Annotated in this window: 17 protein-coding genes and 1 tRNA gene; 4 read left to right on the top strand and 14 right to left on the bottom strand. The window is 69.3% G+C overall.

Annotated features, from left to right (window positions below; genetic code table 11):
• Positions 1-33 precede the first annotated feature (33 nt).
• The 13 genes from O7628_RS06545 to O7628_RS06605 form a co-directional block, all read right to left on the bottom strand.
• Positions 34-1,401: an integrase gene (locus tag O7628_RS06545; RefSeq protein ID WP_278129089.1), complete on the bottom strand. Its 1,368-nt coding sequence runs from the start codon at positions 1,399-1,401 to the stop codon at positions 34-36.
• Positions 1,398-1,619 carry a helix-turn-helix domain-containing protein gene (locus O7628_RS06550; protein WP_278129091.1) on the bottom strand — a complete coding sequence of 74 codons (222 nt, stop codon included), beginning with the start codon at positions 1,617-1,619 and terminating at the stop codon, positions 1,398-1,400. The genes O7628_RS06545 and O7628_RS06550 overlap by 4 nt, the downstream gene beginning before the upstream one ends.
• Positions 1,616-1,783 carry a hypothetical protein gene (locus tag O7628_RS06555; RefSeq protein WP_278129092.1) on the bottom strand — a complete coding sequence of 56 codons (168 nt, stop codon included), beginning with the start codon at positions 1,781-1,783 and terminating at the stop codon, positions 1,616-1,618. The genes O7628_RS06550 and O7628_RS06555 overlap by 4 nt, the downstream gene beginning before the upstream one ends.
• 258 nt (positions 1,784-2,041) lie before the next feature.
• Positions 2,042-3,274: a DUF3631 domain-containing protein gene (locus tag O7628_RS06560; RefSeq protein ID WP_278129094.1), complete on the bottom strand. Its 1,233-nt coding sequence runs from the start codon at positions 3,272-3,274 to the stop codon at positions 2,042-2,044.
• Positions 3,271-4,158, bottom strand: a complete 888-nt coding sequence (locus tag O7628_RS06565) for a bifunctional DNA primase/polymerase (RefSeq protein WP_278129096.1) — start codon at positions 4,156-4,158, stop codon at positions 3,271-3,273. The genes O7628_RS06560 and O7628_RS06565 overlap by 4 nt, the downstream gene beginning before the upstream one ends.
• Before the next feature lie 103 nt (positions 4,159-4,261).
• Positions 4,262-4,738 (bottom strand): hypothetical protein, encoded by a 477-nt coding sequence (locus O7628_RS06570; protein WP_278129098.1) that lies wholly within the window; start codon positions 4,736-4,738, stop codon positions 4,262-4,264.
• 268 nt (positions 4,739-5,006) lie between these two features.
• Positions 5,007-7,199, bottom strand: a complete 2,193-nt coding sequence (locus O7628_RS06575) for a hypothetical protein (protein ID WP_278129099.1) — start codon at positions 7,197-7,199, stop codon at positions 5,007-5,009.
• Complete coding sequence (locus O7628_RS06580; protein WP_278129100.1) at positions 7,199-8,560, bottom strand: hypothetical protein; 1,362 nt, start codon at positions 8,558-8,560, stop codon at positions 7,199-7,201. Before O7628_RS06580 ends, O7628_RS06575 begins: the two co-directional genes overlap by 1 nt.
• Positions 8,557-8,802 (bottom strand): hypothetical protein, encoded by a 246-nt coding sequence (locus tag O7628_RS06585; RefSeq protein WP_278136240.1) that lies wholly within the window; start codon positions 8,800-8,802, stop codon positions 8,557-8,559. Before O7628_RS06585 ends, O7628_RS06580 begins: the two co-directional genes overlap by 4 nt.
• A gap of 45 nt (positions 8,803-8,847) precedes the next feature.
• Positions 8,848-9,012: a hypothetical protein gene (locus O7628_RS06590; protein ID WP_278129102.1), complete on the bottom strand. Its 165-nt coding sequence runs from the start codon at positions 9,010-9,012 to the stop codon at positions 8,848-8,850.
• 90 nt (positions 9,013-9,102) lie between these two features.
• Positions 9,103-10,002, bottom strand: coding sequence for a DUF2637 domain-containing protein (locus O7628_RS06595; RefSeq protein WP_278129104.1), 900 nt, complete (start codon positions 10,000-10,002; stop codon positions 9,103-9,105).
• Entirely contained in the window at positions 9,999-10,382 is a 384-nt protein-coding gene (locus O7628_RS06600; protein ID WP_278129106.1) for an RRQRL motif-containing zinc-binding protein, read from the bottom strand. Before O7628_RS06600 ends, O7628_RS06595 begins: the two co-directional genes overlap by 4 nt.
• Positions 10,382-10,759 carry a DUF6284 family protein gene (locus O7628_RS06605; RefSeq protein ID WP_278129107.1) on the bottom strand — a complete coding sequence of 126 codons (378 nt, stop codon included), beginning with the start codon at positions 10,757-10,759 and terminating at the stop codon, positions 10,382-10,384. The genes O7628_RS06600 and O7628_RS06605 overlap by 1 nt, the downstream gene beginning before the upstream one ends.
• 703 nt (positions 10,760-11,462) lie before the next feature.
• Between O7628_RS06605 and O7628_RS06610 the strand changes: the two genes are divergently transcribed.
• Positions 11,463-12,293 carry a sigma factor-like helix-turn-helix DNA-binding protein gene (locus tag O7628_RS06610; RefSeq protein WP_278129109.1) on the top strand — a complete coding sequence of 277 codons (831 nt, stop codon included), beginning with the start codon at positions 11,463-11,465 and terminating at the stop codon, positions 12,291-12,293.
• A gap of 5 nt (positions 12,294-12,298) precedes the next feature.
• Positions 12,299-13,111 (top strand): protein phosphatase 2C domain-containing protein, encoded by an 813-nt coding sequence (locus O7628_RS06615; RefSeq protein ID WP_278129112.1) that lies wholly within the window; start codon positions 12,299-12,301, stop codon positions 13,109-13,111.
• Positions 13,112-13,180: 69 nt separating this feature from the next.
• Here the strand turns inward: O7628_RS06615 and O7628_RS06620 are convergent, their stop codons facing one another.
• The gene (locus O7628_RS06620; protein WP_278129114.1) at positions 13,181-14,470 is read right to left on the bottom strand and encodes a hypothetical protein; all 1,290 of its coding nucleotides are present in this window, start codon (positions 14,468-14,470) and stop codon (positions 13,181-13,183) included.
• 138 nt (positions 14,471-14,608) lie between these two features.
• Between O7628_RS06620 and O7628_RS06625 the strand changes: the two genes are divergently transcribed.
• Together O7628_RS06625 and O7628_RS06630 are read left to right on the top strand one after the other, a co-directional pair.
• Positions 14,609-14,665: transfer RNA gene (locus O7628_RS06625), tRNA-Arg, on the top strand.
• 179 nt (positions 14,666-14,844) lie between these two features.
• The gene (locus O7628_RS06630) at positions 14,845-15,531 is read left to right on the top strand and encodes a TetR/AcrR family transcriptional regulator (protein WP_278129116.1); all 687 of its coding nucleotides are present in this window, start codon (positions 14,845-14,847) and stop codon (positions 15,529-15,531) included.
• The last annotated feature ends 94 nt before the right edge of the window (positions 15,532-15,625 follow it).

The following is a 15,625-nucleotide window of genomic DNA, read 5'->3' on the forward strand; positions in this document are numbered from 1 at the left end:
TGTGCCGAAGTGGTGCCGAAGTTTCGGCGCGGGTCAGTCGTGGCCAAGGGCCCGCTCGATACGCCGCCGCAGCGCCTCATCGCCCCCGTCAAGGCATTTTGCGTAGATCCGAAGCAGCACCTCTACCGACTGCCCGGCCCATTCGGCTACCTGCGTCGGCGGCACTCCCCCGTTGAGCCAGGTCGACACGGCGGCGTGCCGCAGGTCGTACGGCGTGCGGGCCAGCGGGGAGGCGTAGACCTCGGGCGTGAACACGGCTGCGCGGGTCCATCGCCAGATGCGGTTGATGGTGCCCTTGGGTACCTCCTCCTTGTTCCGCTCCGACACGAACAGCCGGTCGCCCTGGCCGTAGCCGAACTGCTCGACGTGGGCGTTGATCAGCGCGGTCAGCTCGGGCGGGCACGGCACAGTACGCGACTCGCCGCGCGCCCGTTGCTTGAGTTGGCGAGAATCCCGGTTCTTTCCGCTGTCGGTCCATTCGCGCCCGGCGTGCGGGGCCGCGCCGTCGAGAATGAACTCTCCCCACCCTTTCTCTGGCAAACGCAGATTCGCCTTTGCGAGGCGAGCGGCTTCCTCCGGACGCATCGCGGCGTAGTACAGGCAGCCGTAGAAGGCAACCATGCGCGGCCCGATGCGGCCCTGCTCTCGGACTCCATCGAGCAGGGTCCGCGCCTGCACCGGGTTGGCCACCGACCGCCTATCCACGGTCGTGACGGTTCTTGGCGGCTTCCACTTCAACTGCGGTAGCGGGTTGGTCGGCAGCAACCGCCGTTCCACCGCGTATTCAACCGTCGTGTTGAGAATCTTGCGGCGGCGGCTGATGACGCTCGGCGCGGCCGGCAAGCCGTCGAGTCGGATTGTCAGACCGTCCAGTACCGGACGCAGCACCTCCGGGCGACTCAGGCTGCCCACGTCGCGGGTGTTCTTCTTGACCCAGTCCAGCGCGGCCCGCACATGAGCGGGGGCATCCGGCGACTCTCGCCGGGGGGTGTTGAACGCCCAGAGGCTCAGCGCGTGCCGCAGAAGCTTGCCGTCCGGGCGGCCCTTGGTGCCGGACAGCATGAGCACGGTCAGCGCGGTCAAGGCTTCCGCGTGAGTGCGCCGGGTCGTCGCGGCGACGTGCGGCCACTTCATGTCAGCGAATGCGCAGGCGAGGTCGTACCACGACATGACGGCGGTCTCGCGGCGCATCGAGACGGGACGGCCCGATTCGATGTCGAACGCCTCACCCTTTCGCGCCGCCGAGAGCAGGTCGGATCGGAAGCTCTCGGCAAGAGCCTTGGTCTTGAAGGGCTCCTTGTTCCGCCGACCGGCGACGACCCAACGAACCCAGTACGTGCGCCCCCTCTTTCCCTCGTAGACGTCGATCGACCACACTCGAACGTCGTAGGTGGTGCTCAAGCGGCCTCCTCGTAGAGCGATTCAAGCCAGCTTTCGTAGTCATGGCGCTCGATCCGGATTTCTCCGTTCGGCAGCTTGCGGGCGGGCGGCCCCTTTCGCTTCGCTCGCCAGTCGTAGAAGGTCGATCGGCTGATTCCGAGGTCGTCGCAGACTTCGGCGATGGTCAGGTGACGATTCGGGCGAGGGGCCTTGCGGTGAGGGCGGGCCGGATCGGTCATGGCCGGGCGTCCTTCCTCGGGGTGGCGTCGAGGTAGATGCGGTGCCGGGTGGAGGGTTGCCGGTCGGGGTAGGGCCGGCTGACGCGGTTGACGGTGAGGACACGGGCGAGCGCGGTGAGGGCGGCGGCTGTTTCAGCGGGTGTGCCGTGCAGCCTGATTCGCATGCAGAGCGCCTCTCGGTCGACGGCTGCCGTCGGACTTGGAAAGCAGGAGGTATTCGCCTAGATGGGCGCAGAACGGCCCGCTGAGGGCGTCGTGGGGCCGCGATCCGGTGTTGCCCGGTGTGCGGGTGTGGGCCGGTGCGGCTGAGGGTTTCTCAGCGGGCCGTTCTGGTGGGTCGGCTTGGCCGGGGGTATCCGTACCATCCGTACCAAGCTCGTTTTGCCTGGTCAGGGGCGGTACGGATTGGATCGCGGTACGGATTAATGCGTACCGGGGGCGGCGGTGAGGGTGCGTCGTGGTACGGATCGATCCGTACCAGCGGGGTTATCCGTACCGGGGATGACCTGCGGAAACGAGGTTGGTACGGATGGTACGGATACCCCGGTGGAGGGGGTTTCCGGTTGGGGGCAGTAGCGCTGCCAGGCGTCGGTGAAGGCGTCGCGGGTGTAGCCCTTGGCCTGCCCGACGGGGAAGCGGATGGTGTCGGAGCGGATGTCGAACTCGCGGAGCAGGTCGCCGAGCCTCTTGCCGGTCAGTCCGTTGGGGCCGCTGTCGGCCCAGGGTGCTTCGGGGTCGCCGTTGAGGGCGGCGAGCAGGTCGGCGGTGGGCGCGGCGGGCGGGTCGCCGAGGGTGGCGAACGCGGTGCGGATGTCGGCGAGGAGCCGGACGCGTTGGGAGACGTTGCCGGCGTCGTCGGCTTCGGCGGTCAGGACGGTGACGGCTTGGCGGGCGCGGGCCGGCCAGGTACCCCCGGCGAGGTCGGCAACGGCCACGAGGGGTTCCCAGGTGTCGGCGGCCCGGTCCTCTACCGGCATGGGCGGTTCCGCGGCTTCGAGAATCGCAAGGTTCGCGCGGAGCCATCCGGCCAGGCGTTGCGCGACGGCGCGCAGGGCCGGGCCGTCGCGGCGGTGGCGGTAGGGGGCAACGGTCTCTCCCGGTGCGCGGCGGCGCATGCGGATGACGACGGCGCGGTCTTCGATGGTGTCGGGCATCGCGCCGATGCCGGCGAGGGCGGCCATGGCGAAGGTGGGGATCTTTTCCAGGCTCTGGGTGTTGTTGTCCCACCGGATCGCGGGCCGGTTGCGCTGGTGACCGGCGTTGAGCAGCCCGCGTAGGTCCTCGTTGGCGTCGGCGTTCTTCCCGCCGAACAGGGTGTCGGCCTCATCCACGAGCAGGGTCGGGGGTTGGCCGGTGCCGATCGCGCGGTAGACAGCGGCGGGGCTGGCGTTGACGGTGATGAGCGGGTCGTGGCAGGTGCCCTCGACCACGTCGAGCAGCCGAGACTTCCCACACCGCTTCTCCGGCGCCCGAATCACGAGGCGGGGCGCGTGCGCCCACGCGGCTTGGGCGTGGGTCGCGGCGATCCACAGCGTCACCGCGTCGACCGCTTCGGGGCTGGGGAGGATCACGTACTTGGTGAGGCAGGCGTGGACCTGGTCGAGGATCGCCGCACCGTCGTCGGGCTGGCCGGTCGTGCTGGTGGGTGGGTTCATGCGGCGAGTCCTTCGGCGTGGAAGCCACCTCGAATGGCGGCGCGGATGTCGCGGTCGGTTTGCTCGGCCTGGCGGCCGGCGGTGGTGAGGGCGGCTATCGCGTCGTCGCGGCTGATCGCATCGGCGGCGACCATCCGGGCCACACCCCGGGCGGCCCCGTAGAGGGTGGTGCGGCGGGTTCCCTCAGCGGCGGTGGTGACCGCGTGCAGGTGCGCGGCCAACAGCCGATCAGGGAAGGAGATGCCTCCCGCCGCGCGGATGCTGCTCGGGCAGTGCGGCGGGTCGGCGGGCGGTGCGGGCGGGGCCGGTCGGCAGGCATCAACCAGCGCGGGAGGCATCTCCTCCATCCCCCTGCCGGGTGCCCACTGGTACGGGCGGCCCGTGCGCGGATGCACGCTCGGGGGCAGCACCACGTACCCGCCATCGGCCTTCACGTCGACACCGGGCCCCAGCCCCTGACCGGGCTTGCCCTGGCTACACGACACGGGCTGTCCGGGGTGCCGGTAGTACAGGTGCAGGCCACCGGAGCCGGTCACCACGTACGCGGTCGGCGGCAGCAACCTCCGGCCGATGAGGGCGTTCATGGTGTCGCGGCCACCGTGGGCAGGGTCGACATCGGCCACGACCGTCCCTGACGGGGCACCGGTGCGCAGGGCGAGCTGCCCCGTAGGAACGGCGGCCACGATCGCGGCGACCCGGTCGGGGGCAGTGGTGGCGGCGTAGAAGCCGTGGCAGGTCAAACACGGGCAGGCGTCGCGGTCATGATCGGGGCCGGCATCGGTGCAGGGCGGGCAGTTGGCGACGGGCCGTTTCGACCGGGCGAGCATGAACACCGGCCAGCCCCGGGCGGCGTAGTCGAGGGCGGCGGCGAGCAGGTCGGGCATCAGGGCGTTTCCTTCCTGGCGCGGGCGGGCCGGTGGCCAGCGCCGCGCGGACGCTGGCCACCGAGCGGTGAGCGCGCGAAGCGCGCCGATCAGGCACTTCGGGTTAGGCGATCCGGCGCGGCCGGTTACTCGGCCGGCGGGCGTCCAGCGGGATGACCGGGGCGAGCCGTGCCGCCGGGGCCGGGGTCGCGGGTGCGGTGCCGGCGGCGGACAGAAGCAGGGTCATGACCTGTTGCCGGGTGCGGCCTGGTGCGTGTTCCCAGGGAAGGATGGCCGCGTGCAGGTCGACAACTGTGCGGGTGCGTAGGTGTCGGGTGAGGTGGTCGACGGCGGCGGCGTAGACCTGGGCGGTGGTGGGGTCGGTGATGGCGAACCAGCGCGGTCGGCCGAGCAGGGCGGCGCGGATCGCGCCGTAGATGCTGGCCGGGTACATGCCAGAGCGGACCACCCGACAACCGCCGTGGGTGCAGCCGTGGTGCGGGTCGTAGAGGCCGGGACCGGGGTGCCAGCCATGCCGACGCAGGTAGCCGGCGGCGGCGCGGAGGGCATCGGCCGGGGACTGCGGTAGGTGATCGGTCATCGGTGATGACCTTCCTCAGCGTTGACTGTGGGTAGTCGTCTGTGGGTGTGTGGGATCGCGCCGGGTGGGGTCCGGCGTGGTGGCGTGTGTGGGGTGTGAAGGCGGTGCGCGAGGGTGGGGGGTCGGGCGGGGTTTTCGGGCCGGAACCCCCCTGTTGGTGTGAAGCCTTCACGGCTTCACAGGCAGGTCAGAGGGTTCTACAGGGTGTGTGGGGCTATACAGGCGTGAAGGCTGTCGTGTATAGCCCCACACACGGGTTGTGTAGGGGTCAGGCTGCCTGTTGTCCGCCGATGCGGTAGCCCTCGATTGCTTGACGCAGCGTCACGGACGTGAAGCCGGCTTTGACGGCGTCGCCGATACGGATGGTGCCGCTGGCGTTGTGCCGCTCGACCCCGACATCGCGCAGGAGCCGGCCGAGTTCGGCACCGAGGGTGGCCGGGTCCATGTCGAGGCGGGTGGCGAGTTCTCCGGTGTGGATGCGTCCGCCGTTGGCGTCGGTGGCCTCCAGCGCGCGGGTCAGCAACTCTGGCACCGGGTTGAGGTGGTTCAGGGCGGCGGTCATGTCGATGCCGAGTTCGTTGATGTTGCGGGCGGCGATGGTCTTGAACCGGTCGAGGGCGGCGTCGAGGGTGTCGCCGGGGATCGGGTCGAACAGGTGCGCGATGTCCGCCCCCGCACCACCGACGGCCGGGATGGAGCCGGTAGTCGGGGCGGGCGGCGCGGTCGGGGTGGTCGCGGCCGGGGTGATGGTGATGGGGTCGGTGAACAGGGTGGGCATGGTGCGCGCCCACCGGTCGGCGTAGGCGCGGGTGCCCTTGACCGCGACCTTGCCGGCCAACTGGGCGGAGACGGCGTCGAGGTCGGGTCGCCAGGGGGCGACCGCGACGGCGGCGGCGTCGATGCGGTTGGGGTCGGTGCGGTAGCCCTTGAACGGCATGGGCGCGGCCTCGCCGGGGTTGCCGGCGAGCAGGAACCCGCAGCCTTGGTAGGGGGCGGCTTCGGCGTCGATGTTGTACTTCCAGCCGAACAGGTAGTTCAGTTCCTTCTCATCCGTGACCCGCATCCCGATCCTGATCCGGGCCTGCTCTTTGATGGCGATGGGCAGGTAGTCGTCGGTGGCGCGCAGCGCGCAGCACAGGGTGCGGACTCCGGCGGCGCGGCCGGTGTCGCTGATCTGGGCGAGCATGTTCACGATGTGCGGCGGCACGGTCTTGATCTCGTCGACCACGATCACGATCTCGGGCAGGTCCGGCCCGTCCGGGATCTTGTCGTCGTTCGCCGCCCGCATCCGCTGCTGATACGCGGGTTTGCGGCCGTTGATGATCTCGATGGCGGCGCGGACCATGATCTCCGCCTCGCCGATGCTGGTGGCGACCCAGTCCACGGCGGGGCGCGGCGCGCGGCCTTCGGCGTAGGGGGTGACCCACGGCCGGGACAGCCCGCCGCCGGCCAGGTCGATCTGCCACACGAGGGTGTCCACGCACCGGACGAGTTGGGTGTTGATGGTCTGCAACTGGTTGGTCTTACCGCTGTCGGTCTGCCCGACCAGCACACCGCAGGCGTAGCGCAGGTTGATCACGGCCTGTTCGCCGTTGCGCAGCGGCCCGATCGCGAGCGGGTTGTTGATCGATAGGGGGCTGTAGTCGTCCAGGTAGTGATCCTGGGCGAGGGCGTTGACGGTGGAGACGTGCAGCAGCACCGCGCCGCGGCTGTCGCCGGGTTCGACGGTGACCTCGCAGCCGTGCGGCAGCCGCGCGTCGGCGGCCAGCCCTTCGGTGCGGCGGGCGATGTCCCGCCACGTCGCACCCCCGGCGGGCAGGTCGGCGTCGAGGGTGAACCCGGTGCGGGTCGCCCACCCCTGCACGTTACGCACCCGCACCTTCACGTCGGTGACGCGGGCGATGCGGGCTTCCCACACGGCGGCGACCCGGTCCCGGCGGGCGGCGGCGTCCATAGCGGCGGCGTGCTGCTGGGCGGCGGTGGCGCGGCGGCGGCGAGTGCGGCCGATGGCGGTGGCGACGGTGCCGAACCCGGCGGTGCCGGCGGCGAGGGTGCCGACCGCCCACCCCGACCACACCGCATCCGTCATCAGGGCGGCGGTCGCCCACGCGCCGGGCATCATCCAGCAGCAGCCGCGCCACAGCAGCCGGTGGCCGGGCAGGTCGTCGGCCATGCCGGCGGCGACCGCGCCGGCCGCGCCGAGCGCCCCACCGATCGCGGCGAACGGGCCGGGCACCTGCGCGGCAGCAGCGATGCTCGCCGCGCCCAGGGTCGCCCCGGCGGCGTTCAACGTGCCCCAGGCGGGGTGGGGGTGCCGCCAGTGCCAGGTCGACAGGGCGTAGGCGGCCCACGACATGGCCCGCCCCCGGGCCGGCTTGGCCGGGGCAGGGGCGGGGTTGGGGGTGGCCCCCGGCACGCTGGCCGGGGGCACCATCTGCGGGTTGGTGTCGGTGCTGGTCATCAAACGTTCCACTCCTGCTCGTTGGTGCGCGGGGCTTCCTTACGGGCCAGGTCGCGTTCGTGGACCTTGCGGAACACCGGAGCGATCGTCTCGGCGGCGGCGATCGTGGCCCGCTGCACCTGGTAAAGCGCCGCGAGTGCCTCGACTACCCGGGGGTCGACGGGCCGCTCGGCGTGGGTGCGCAACGCCATCGCCTTCAAGCCCTCGGCGATGTCGAGCATCGCGGCGGGCATCTGCGCCAGATGCGCCCCGAACTCGTACATGTCATCGGGGGTGTACCTGCTCGCGGCCGATCGGAACTCCGATGCGGCCCCGGGGAGAGGGAAGTTGCCCATGGCTGCGCTACCTCCTGCGGTGATCTCCAGCGACCCGACCAGTCCGGCCGGGCCGTTGCCGTTGATGGGGTTGTTGCGCTCGCTGGCCTCCCGCGCCTTGCGGGCTTCCTCGGCGAGGCGGGCGGCTTCCTCCGGGCTACCGATCGGCTTCGGGGCCGACTTCGGGCCGGTGGATCTACCCCGGGGTGTGGCACCCGTGCGGGGGCGCACGCCCGTGATCGGCTGCGGCTTCCGGCCCTTGCTGGGGCTGCCCCGGCCGAACAGGCCACCGCCGGTGCCGCCCTTGCCCGCGCCGGGCCTGCCGCGTCCGAACAGCCCACCCCCGGAGGTGCCCTTCCCGCCGGTGGACTTGCCCCGGCCGAACAGCCCACCGCCGGTAGAGCCGTTACCCGCACGGGGCTTGGTCCGCCCGAACAGCCCACCACCGCCGGTGCCACCGGCGGCACCCTTACGGCCCGTGGGTCTGCCCAGGCCACCGGCGGCAGGGCGGCCCGCGCCCCTGCTCTTCCCGCCGGGCCTGGCCCGGCCGAACAGCCCGCCGCCGGGTGAACCCTTCCCGCCGCCGGCCCGACCCCGACCCCGGGCGCTGGTAGGGATGCCGCCAGCGGCGGCGGCCCGCCGCGACGACCGCGCCACCTGACCGGTACGCCCAGCGGCGTCGCGGCGTGCGCGGTCCCGTTTGGCCTTCCGGTCGGCTACGGCGAGTCCGGCGGCGGCGGTCGCGGCGGCGGCCAGCAGCAGCGCACCGACACCACCGGCACCGGCCCACACCGCCCCACCACCCACGGCCAGGACGTCAGCGGCACTGAGCAGCAGCGCCCCACCAGGAAACCCGGTCGGGCCGTCACCGTCGGGCGGGTCACCTCCGGTGTCGTCGGCGGTCGACTCGTCGGCCGGTCCGTCGGCGTCGGCCAGGGGCAGGCCATCACCCCCGACCTCGCCAGCGGGGCCGTGGCCCTGCTCCGGGTCGGTGGTGGGCGGCGTGGCTTCGGTCGTGTCGGTGGCCTCGATCGTGTCGGTACTCACCGGCGGCCTGCCCGGGAGCGCAGCAGCCACCGCACGATCCCGTAACCCCCGGCCGCGATCAGCAGGGCCAGCAACAGCCACCCGGTGACCTGCGCATCGCGCGCCAGCCCGAACCCGGTCGCGAACACGACCACCGGACCGCCGACCGTCAATCCGACGGCCAACCCCGCCCGCGAATCCTTCGACCCGACCGCCGCCGCAGCCACGCGCGGCCGGTCAATCTGCTCACTTCTCGGCACCATCACCGGTGCCTCCTCTCAGTGAAAGGGGTAGCGGTTGAGCACCGGTCAGCCGAACAGGACCAGGGCGGCGGTGAGCGCGGTGCCGGCCAGGCCGACGGTGAGGGCGGTGCCGGCGAGCGTCAGCAACGTCGACGCTTTCGCGTCCACCCGCACCAACTCGGCCCGCACCGTGGCCACCTCGGTAGTGAGGAACGTGGTGTCTGGCACCATCAGAGGTGCCCTCCCTTCATGTGGGGGTTGGGTGACCGGACCGGCGGCACAGCACAGGTTGCGAGCCAGGGGCTGTGCCGCCGGGCGGGGTCAGGTACGGCTACGACGGTTCGTGACCAGCAGCGCGGCCGACGCCATGACCATCAGGCCGTCAACGGCGAGGGGGCCGATGGCGATGGTGAGCGGGTCCTCGCCGAAGTGCTCCAGCAGCCCGGACAGGTGCCGGTAGGACACCACCGCGGCGACCACCGCGACCGGCAGCACACCCGCGACCCGGGCGACCACCGAACTGACCCCTTCGCCCCACGGGATGCGGGTCAGGATCTCCACCGCGACGAACAGGGCCACCGGCCAGAACACCGACAACGCCACGGCCAGCGGCGACGGGGACCACCCCGGGGCCGGGGCCCACCCGGCGGGCGCGCCGTCGGGCGGCTTCGGCAGGTAGGTATGCGCCACGTTCGCCGCGATCGACACCACCCCACCCAGGATCACCCCGACGTAGGCCCACCCCCGGCCCTGGGCCCGCTTGCCGTGCCGGTCGGGGCTGATCTTCGTACCCGGGTGACTGACCACCGTGACCTGCTCGACCTGCTCGACCGGCGCACTGTCCACGGCGACGGCCGGGGCCGGCGCGGTCGGCGTGGTCTGCTCGGCCACGATCGGGACGGGGGCCGGGTCCGGGCCGATCGGCTCCGGGTAGTCCAGCCGGGGCACGGCGGATTCGTCGGCGGCCGTTGCGGGGGTCAGCAGCGCGCCGCGCACGACCATCGCGGTGCGCAGCGTCTCGGCCCGGGTACGGTCGGCGTGCTCGGACTTGAGACGGGCGAGCAGGTCGTCAGCCTTCGCCGCACCGATGCGGAACTCACGCATCAACCGGTTCCGCGACGGGAACTGCTGCCCGGCGGGCAGCGGCAAATCACGGGCGGCCGGAAGCAACTCGTCCACGGGTTGTGGGTAGCGGGTGCCGTTGATGGTCGGGGCGGTCATGCTGCTTCCTCCTCAGGGAACGTGGCCGGGTCGGCGCAGGTCAGGCACTCGCCGAGCGAACGCGGGATGTAGTAGGAGCGGGTCACGCCGCAGATGCGGCAGGTACGGCGCGCGGTCAACGCGGCGCGGACGGCGCGGAGCTGGGCGGGGCTGGCGGTGCGCTTCGGCCGCGCCAGGTCAACCCGGTACAGGTAGGCGGCGCGGGTGCCACCGACGCCACGCCAGAGCACCTGAGCGGCGACCGGCTGAGCGGGGCGCAGGCCGGCGGCGCGCAACTGGCGGCGGGTGGCGTAGCCGGGCGGGGCACCCCTCCACCAGAAGGTAGGGATGCCGTAACGCTCCCCGTCGGGGTCCCAGTACGCGGCCCTCATCCGCGACATCACGCGACCCGGGGGGTCGCGTTCTGGCCGGCGGGGCAGCCGTAGACGGCCCGGTGCGACACCTGCTCGCCCCCGCACACCCGGCAGGCCAGGATCTTGCAGCCGTAGCGGCAGTCCGTCGTCAACCGCACCTCAATGAGGTTGCAGACGTGCGCGGGGCGGGCGGCCACCTCGGCGGCGGCCCGGGTAACCCGAGACTCGGCCCGGCGCAGCCTGCGCCAGTCCAGCGCGGTCGGCCCGCCGTCGTCGGCGGCGTAGAGCATCGCGATCTCGGCGTCGAGCAGGTCCAAGTCGGCCGCGATCAACGGCCACTCCTGCTCGATCGCGGCCAGGTCAGCGGCGGCCGGCCCCATGGCGGCGTCGTGGTCGATGGTCATTTCGATCGATTCCTTCCGGTACGGCGAGAGGACGACGGCCGGCAGGGCCGGCAGTGCTGCTCGGCGGGGGCCAGCGGGGCGAGGCCCCCGCACGCGGCGCAGGTGCGCCAGGTGGCGCTGGACTTGGTCGTGACGCGGACACACGCAGCGAGCACGGACATAGCGAGATCACCTCTCCCTACAGGTCAGGTCAGGTAGACAGCGCGGGGCGATCACGCCCCGGTCACGCACGGCCCGAACACAGCGGGCCGGGGAAAGCCCCCCGGAGCGGGGGCCGCGCCCTAACAGCGCGACCCCCGACAGGGGCGATCAGTGGCAGAAGCAACCGCGCGCCAGATCCGCCCACTCGGCCCGCTCGCTCGGGATCTACCGAGGTCGGCCACCGTGTGGATCAATGCAGGCATACCGCAGACGAATCAACGCGGCGCTTCGTGCTGTGAAGTTCTCAATGAACGTGTGCACGGCAGCCCGTACGCGCACGCCGCAGCCGAAGCCGCAACGCCGACGCCGCCAACCAACCGACAGGTTTACCCCCCTTAACTGTGCTATCCAGGGGGGTGGTGGCGACAAGTTGAACACGCTCCGCCAAGGCGAGTCAACCCCCCTTAACAAGCGAGTTCGCCCCCGCTCACAAGGCGGCAGGCGTTCGGGCGGGTCAAGCCAGCTCAGGTAGGATTAGCCCCCTTGACGAAGGGAGCGCCGGGTGAAGGACCCCGCAGCGGTAGCCACCGTGGGCGACACACGAGAGCGAGCAAGGGCCGCCCACACGCTGATCGAGGACTACCAAGCCGCGATCGCCGAACTGTCACGGATCCGGCGGGAAGCCCTTGAACAGCTCTTGGTCGACGGCATGACGCAGGCGCAGATCGCAGACCTGCTCGACATGTCTCGATCGCGGGTCTCGCAATTGCTCTCCGCTGGCACCCGCCCCGAACGTGCCTTCCTCGGCACTGGCCGGCTGACGGTTGCCATCGGAGGCAAGCAGGAGTCTGGCCGGCACGACCCGGGCGACATGCTCTCGGCCGAGAGCTTCGCGGCCTACAACGTCCTAGCGGACCTGGCCCGGACGGTCGGACTCGATGCCAACTACGAGGTAGTCCCGCCCCCAGGATTCGTGCATCTAAATCGCCCGAACCTTATTGTCCTCACCTCACCACGGCTCTTGCCTTTCGTGGGTCAGGTAATGGAAGCCGATCCACATCTGCGCTTCGCCTCAGATGAACGCGGCTGGTACCTCATCGACGGCGAAACCGAGTACCGCTCTCCCCGCGACGACGGGCAATCAGCAGACTACGGCTACATCGGCCGCTTGCCCCGACCGGACGGCAAGGGATCATTCCTGTACCTTGCTGGCACACATGCACAAGGAACGCTAGGCGCTGCTCATTTCGTCGCCAACAACCTTGCCCAGCTCCACAAGGAGCTTAAGAGCCGCCGATTCTCGATGGTGGTTCGCTGCGAGTACGACCCGGCCAACCCAAGGAAGGTTCTTTCCTGCGAGCGCGTGACTCCGATCTACCGCCACGAAAGCTGAGAAGCATGCGAATCCTTGCAGCGTCAGAGCCCTCGAAGGCAGACAAGCTCAATGAAGACTGGTTCTCGGCATCGCCGAATCTGGTCGTGGTGCTGGACGGTGCGACCGCCCGAACCGACACCGGTTGCATTCACGGCGTCTCCTGGTATGCGGCCCAGCTCGGTGCCGCAGTCTCCGCACAGGCAAGCGACGCATCAATAACGCTGCCAACAGCACTGGCGGCGGCGATTAAGACCGTCGCCGAGAAGCATCCCGACTGTGACCTAACGAGCCCCGGCACCCCCTCAGCTGCCGTGGCCATTCTCCGTCGGACGCCGAGTCACCTCGAATACCTGGTCCTCGGAGATGTCGGCATCATCCTTGCTTCCGAGTCTCATCTAAGTGTCATCATTGATGATCGGGTGGATAAGACTGCACAGGCAGAGCGCCGAGAAGCGGACGAACACCCGATCGGCTCGGCAGAGAAGGCCAATGCCCTTATCCGAATGAAGCACGCCGAACTAGCCGCCCGAAACACCAAGGGCGGTTTCTGGGTTTCGGCAGCAGACCCCACGGTCGTCAGCCACGCAATCATCGAATCAGTGCCCATCGAAACCGTCACTCGATCGATCGTCTTGACCGATGGCGCGGCAAGGCTCGTGCGAATGTTCAACGACGTTAGCTGGAAACAAATGCTTGAGTTACTAGAAAGCCAAGGACCCAGCGAAGCACTCCGGCGTGTGCGACAGCTTGAAGAGTCCGACCCGATCGCTACCCGATGGCCTCGCAACAAAAAGAGCGATGACGCCACTCTCGTATACGTCGCGGACCCTCGATAGCAGCCCACAGGCGGCTTCACCTCAAGTCGATCGGCGAGAAATGCAATCTTCACCGACACAGGGATCGGATCACTCCGGATCCCAAGAGGCTTTTGAGGCGCTAGAAATCAATACCTTTTCAGCAACGAACCGTACGATGTCTATATCGTGATTGAGCCTGCTCGCTTCGGCACTGAAGGGAAGCAGCAGTGGCGCTTGCGTAGGTCCTCCGCCGTCTTTGGCATGAACGATACGGCAGCGAATTTCGTAGACTCTTTCTGCCACCTGATCGCCGAGCGGCGAGCCGGCGTCCTTGAGGGCTAGAGGCTTCACCGACTTAAGGCCGTTCTTACGATTCGACACGAAAGCAACCCGCTCGGGATCCGCCGCGATGAAGTCTCTCAAGTCGTCATCATTCACGCAGTGCCGGATAGTCGACTTTAGCTGATCACGTTCAGTGAGGTGCATCTTATTGCGAATCGCCTGCGATAGGCGCGCAAGATCCAAATCCCTGTCTGCATTGAAGTTTGGGTCTATAACAATCTGACGCAGCCGACGCAGCGTATCGCGTTCAGCGTAGGTCGGAAAGAAATACTCGGCAACCTGATAGAACGCAAGAAAGCGCAGGAGCGGAAGCTTCTCCGATGACTGCGCATACCGAAATAGCGACATCGCTTCCGCCGAGTACTTCAGGCCAGGGGTTACCGGCGGCGCTTTCACTTCATCGACCATCGCAGTTAGCGCGATGTACTCCGGCAAAGGCGTCAGGTCGACCGCCACCCCGTGCACGACCCACAGTTCAAACAAGACGGCATCGACGACCTGTTGTACAGAACCAAACAGACGCTCGCGGCCTCGGAGCCCACTATTCAATCCGCTAATATACAAGCTGGGCGGGACAACAATGCTCTCGCTTGGTTTGCCGCCCGCCACCCGAAGCGCAGCACTAGCAGGCCCAATTCGGACCCGCAATGCAGATCCAGAACGAGGCGCGAAGTCGATAACCATATTCGAAGTAAAGCTCCGCTGCAATCTCGAACCAGCAAACTCTGCGGCACCAGCAAGGCGCACAAGTTTCCGATAATGCTGAATCGTTACTGGTGTCAAGATTAGTTCAGCTTCCGACAGCTTTGCATTATCTACCGCAAAGTAATCACCCAAGAAGGTCCAGTACTCAAAATCGGCTGACAAGTAAATGGCTGCGTTGCGCGCGTGGACGAAGATGTCACGCGGCTCTCCCCCCGAAGTCGGCAATGTTATGCGAAGAACTGAATCGTTTTTCAGGTCAGAAATATCATGGCACGGCAAACCAGCACTCTCAGCACGCTGACGAACTTGCGACATCAGGCGGCTAGCGGCCGAAGGCGGCTCATCACTCACCGCGTGATCGTAACTCCAGCTCATGTCACCTGCCTCGCCCGCGCATACCGGGCCGCGCCCCCCTGTGCCGAATACGTGCCAAAAACAACGCGCGGCCTCTGACTTTTGGCAAGTTTTCCCAGTTCAAGCGCCGGATGGGCCTGAGAGAAGGTCCGCCCTCCGGAGGCGGGGGCGCAGGTTCGAATCCTGCCGGGGGCACCTGAGCAGACCAGCACGAAAAGGCCGCCGACCAGGGTGAACCCGGTCAGCGGCCTTTATCGTGTGCCCGGCCGCGCCCGGTCGTCGGCGCTCTTCCCGTTCGCGTGGGGTCGAGGTCGACGCACGAGGCCGGTCGCGCCTTGCAGTCGACGAACGCGTTCGTTACGATCGCGTTCATGAGTCCTCGGCGCGTTCCCGTGAGTCGCCGCGACCGCCCCGCCAAGCCGCCGCTGAGCCGGGACGGGGTGGTGAGCGTCGCCCTGCGCGTCATGCGCGAGGAGGGGCTGGAGCGGGTCACGATGCGCCGGCTGGCGGCGGAGCTCGACACCGGCCCGGCCTCCCTGTACGTCTACGTCGACAACCTGGCCGAGATGCACGCCGCCCTGCTCGACGCCCTGATCGCGGATCTTCCGCTGCCGTCCGGCGACGAGCCCCGGCGCTGGCGGGAGGACCTGATCGACCTGCTCGACGCGTACACCCGGATCCTCATGGGCCATCCGGGCCTGGCCCGGTCGGCGCTGGTGCTGCGCCCCTCCGGGCCGCACTATCTCCGGCTGGTCGATGCGGTGCTGGGCCTGCTGCACGCGGGCGGCATCCCCGCGCGGCAGGCCGCCTGGGGCCTCGACCTGCTGTTGCAGCACGCCACGGCCACCGCCGCCGAACAGGGCACCCGGGGCGAGTCGGCCGACGCCGACGGCGAGGTGCGCCACCAGGTGTCGGCCGTGGCCGACGCCGATCCGGACGACCACCCCCACCTCCACCGCGCCCGCGGCGAGCTGTTCTCCGGCACGGGCGAGCAGCGGGTGCGGTGGGCGTTCACCACACTCCTCGACGGCCTCGCCGCCGGCCGGGCCGGCGACTGACCGCCGCCCGGCCGCGCGGCGGCCTTCCATGACCGCTCCGAACGCGTTCGTCAGGAACGCGTTCGACGCTCGCGACCAGCAGCATCCCCACCCT

The organism is Micromonospora sp. WMMD956, assembly GCF_029626125.1.
Taxonomy (GTDB): domain Bacteria; phylum Actinomycetota; class Actinomycetes; order Mycobacteriales; family Micromonosporaceae; genus Micromonospora; species Micromonospora carbonacea.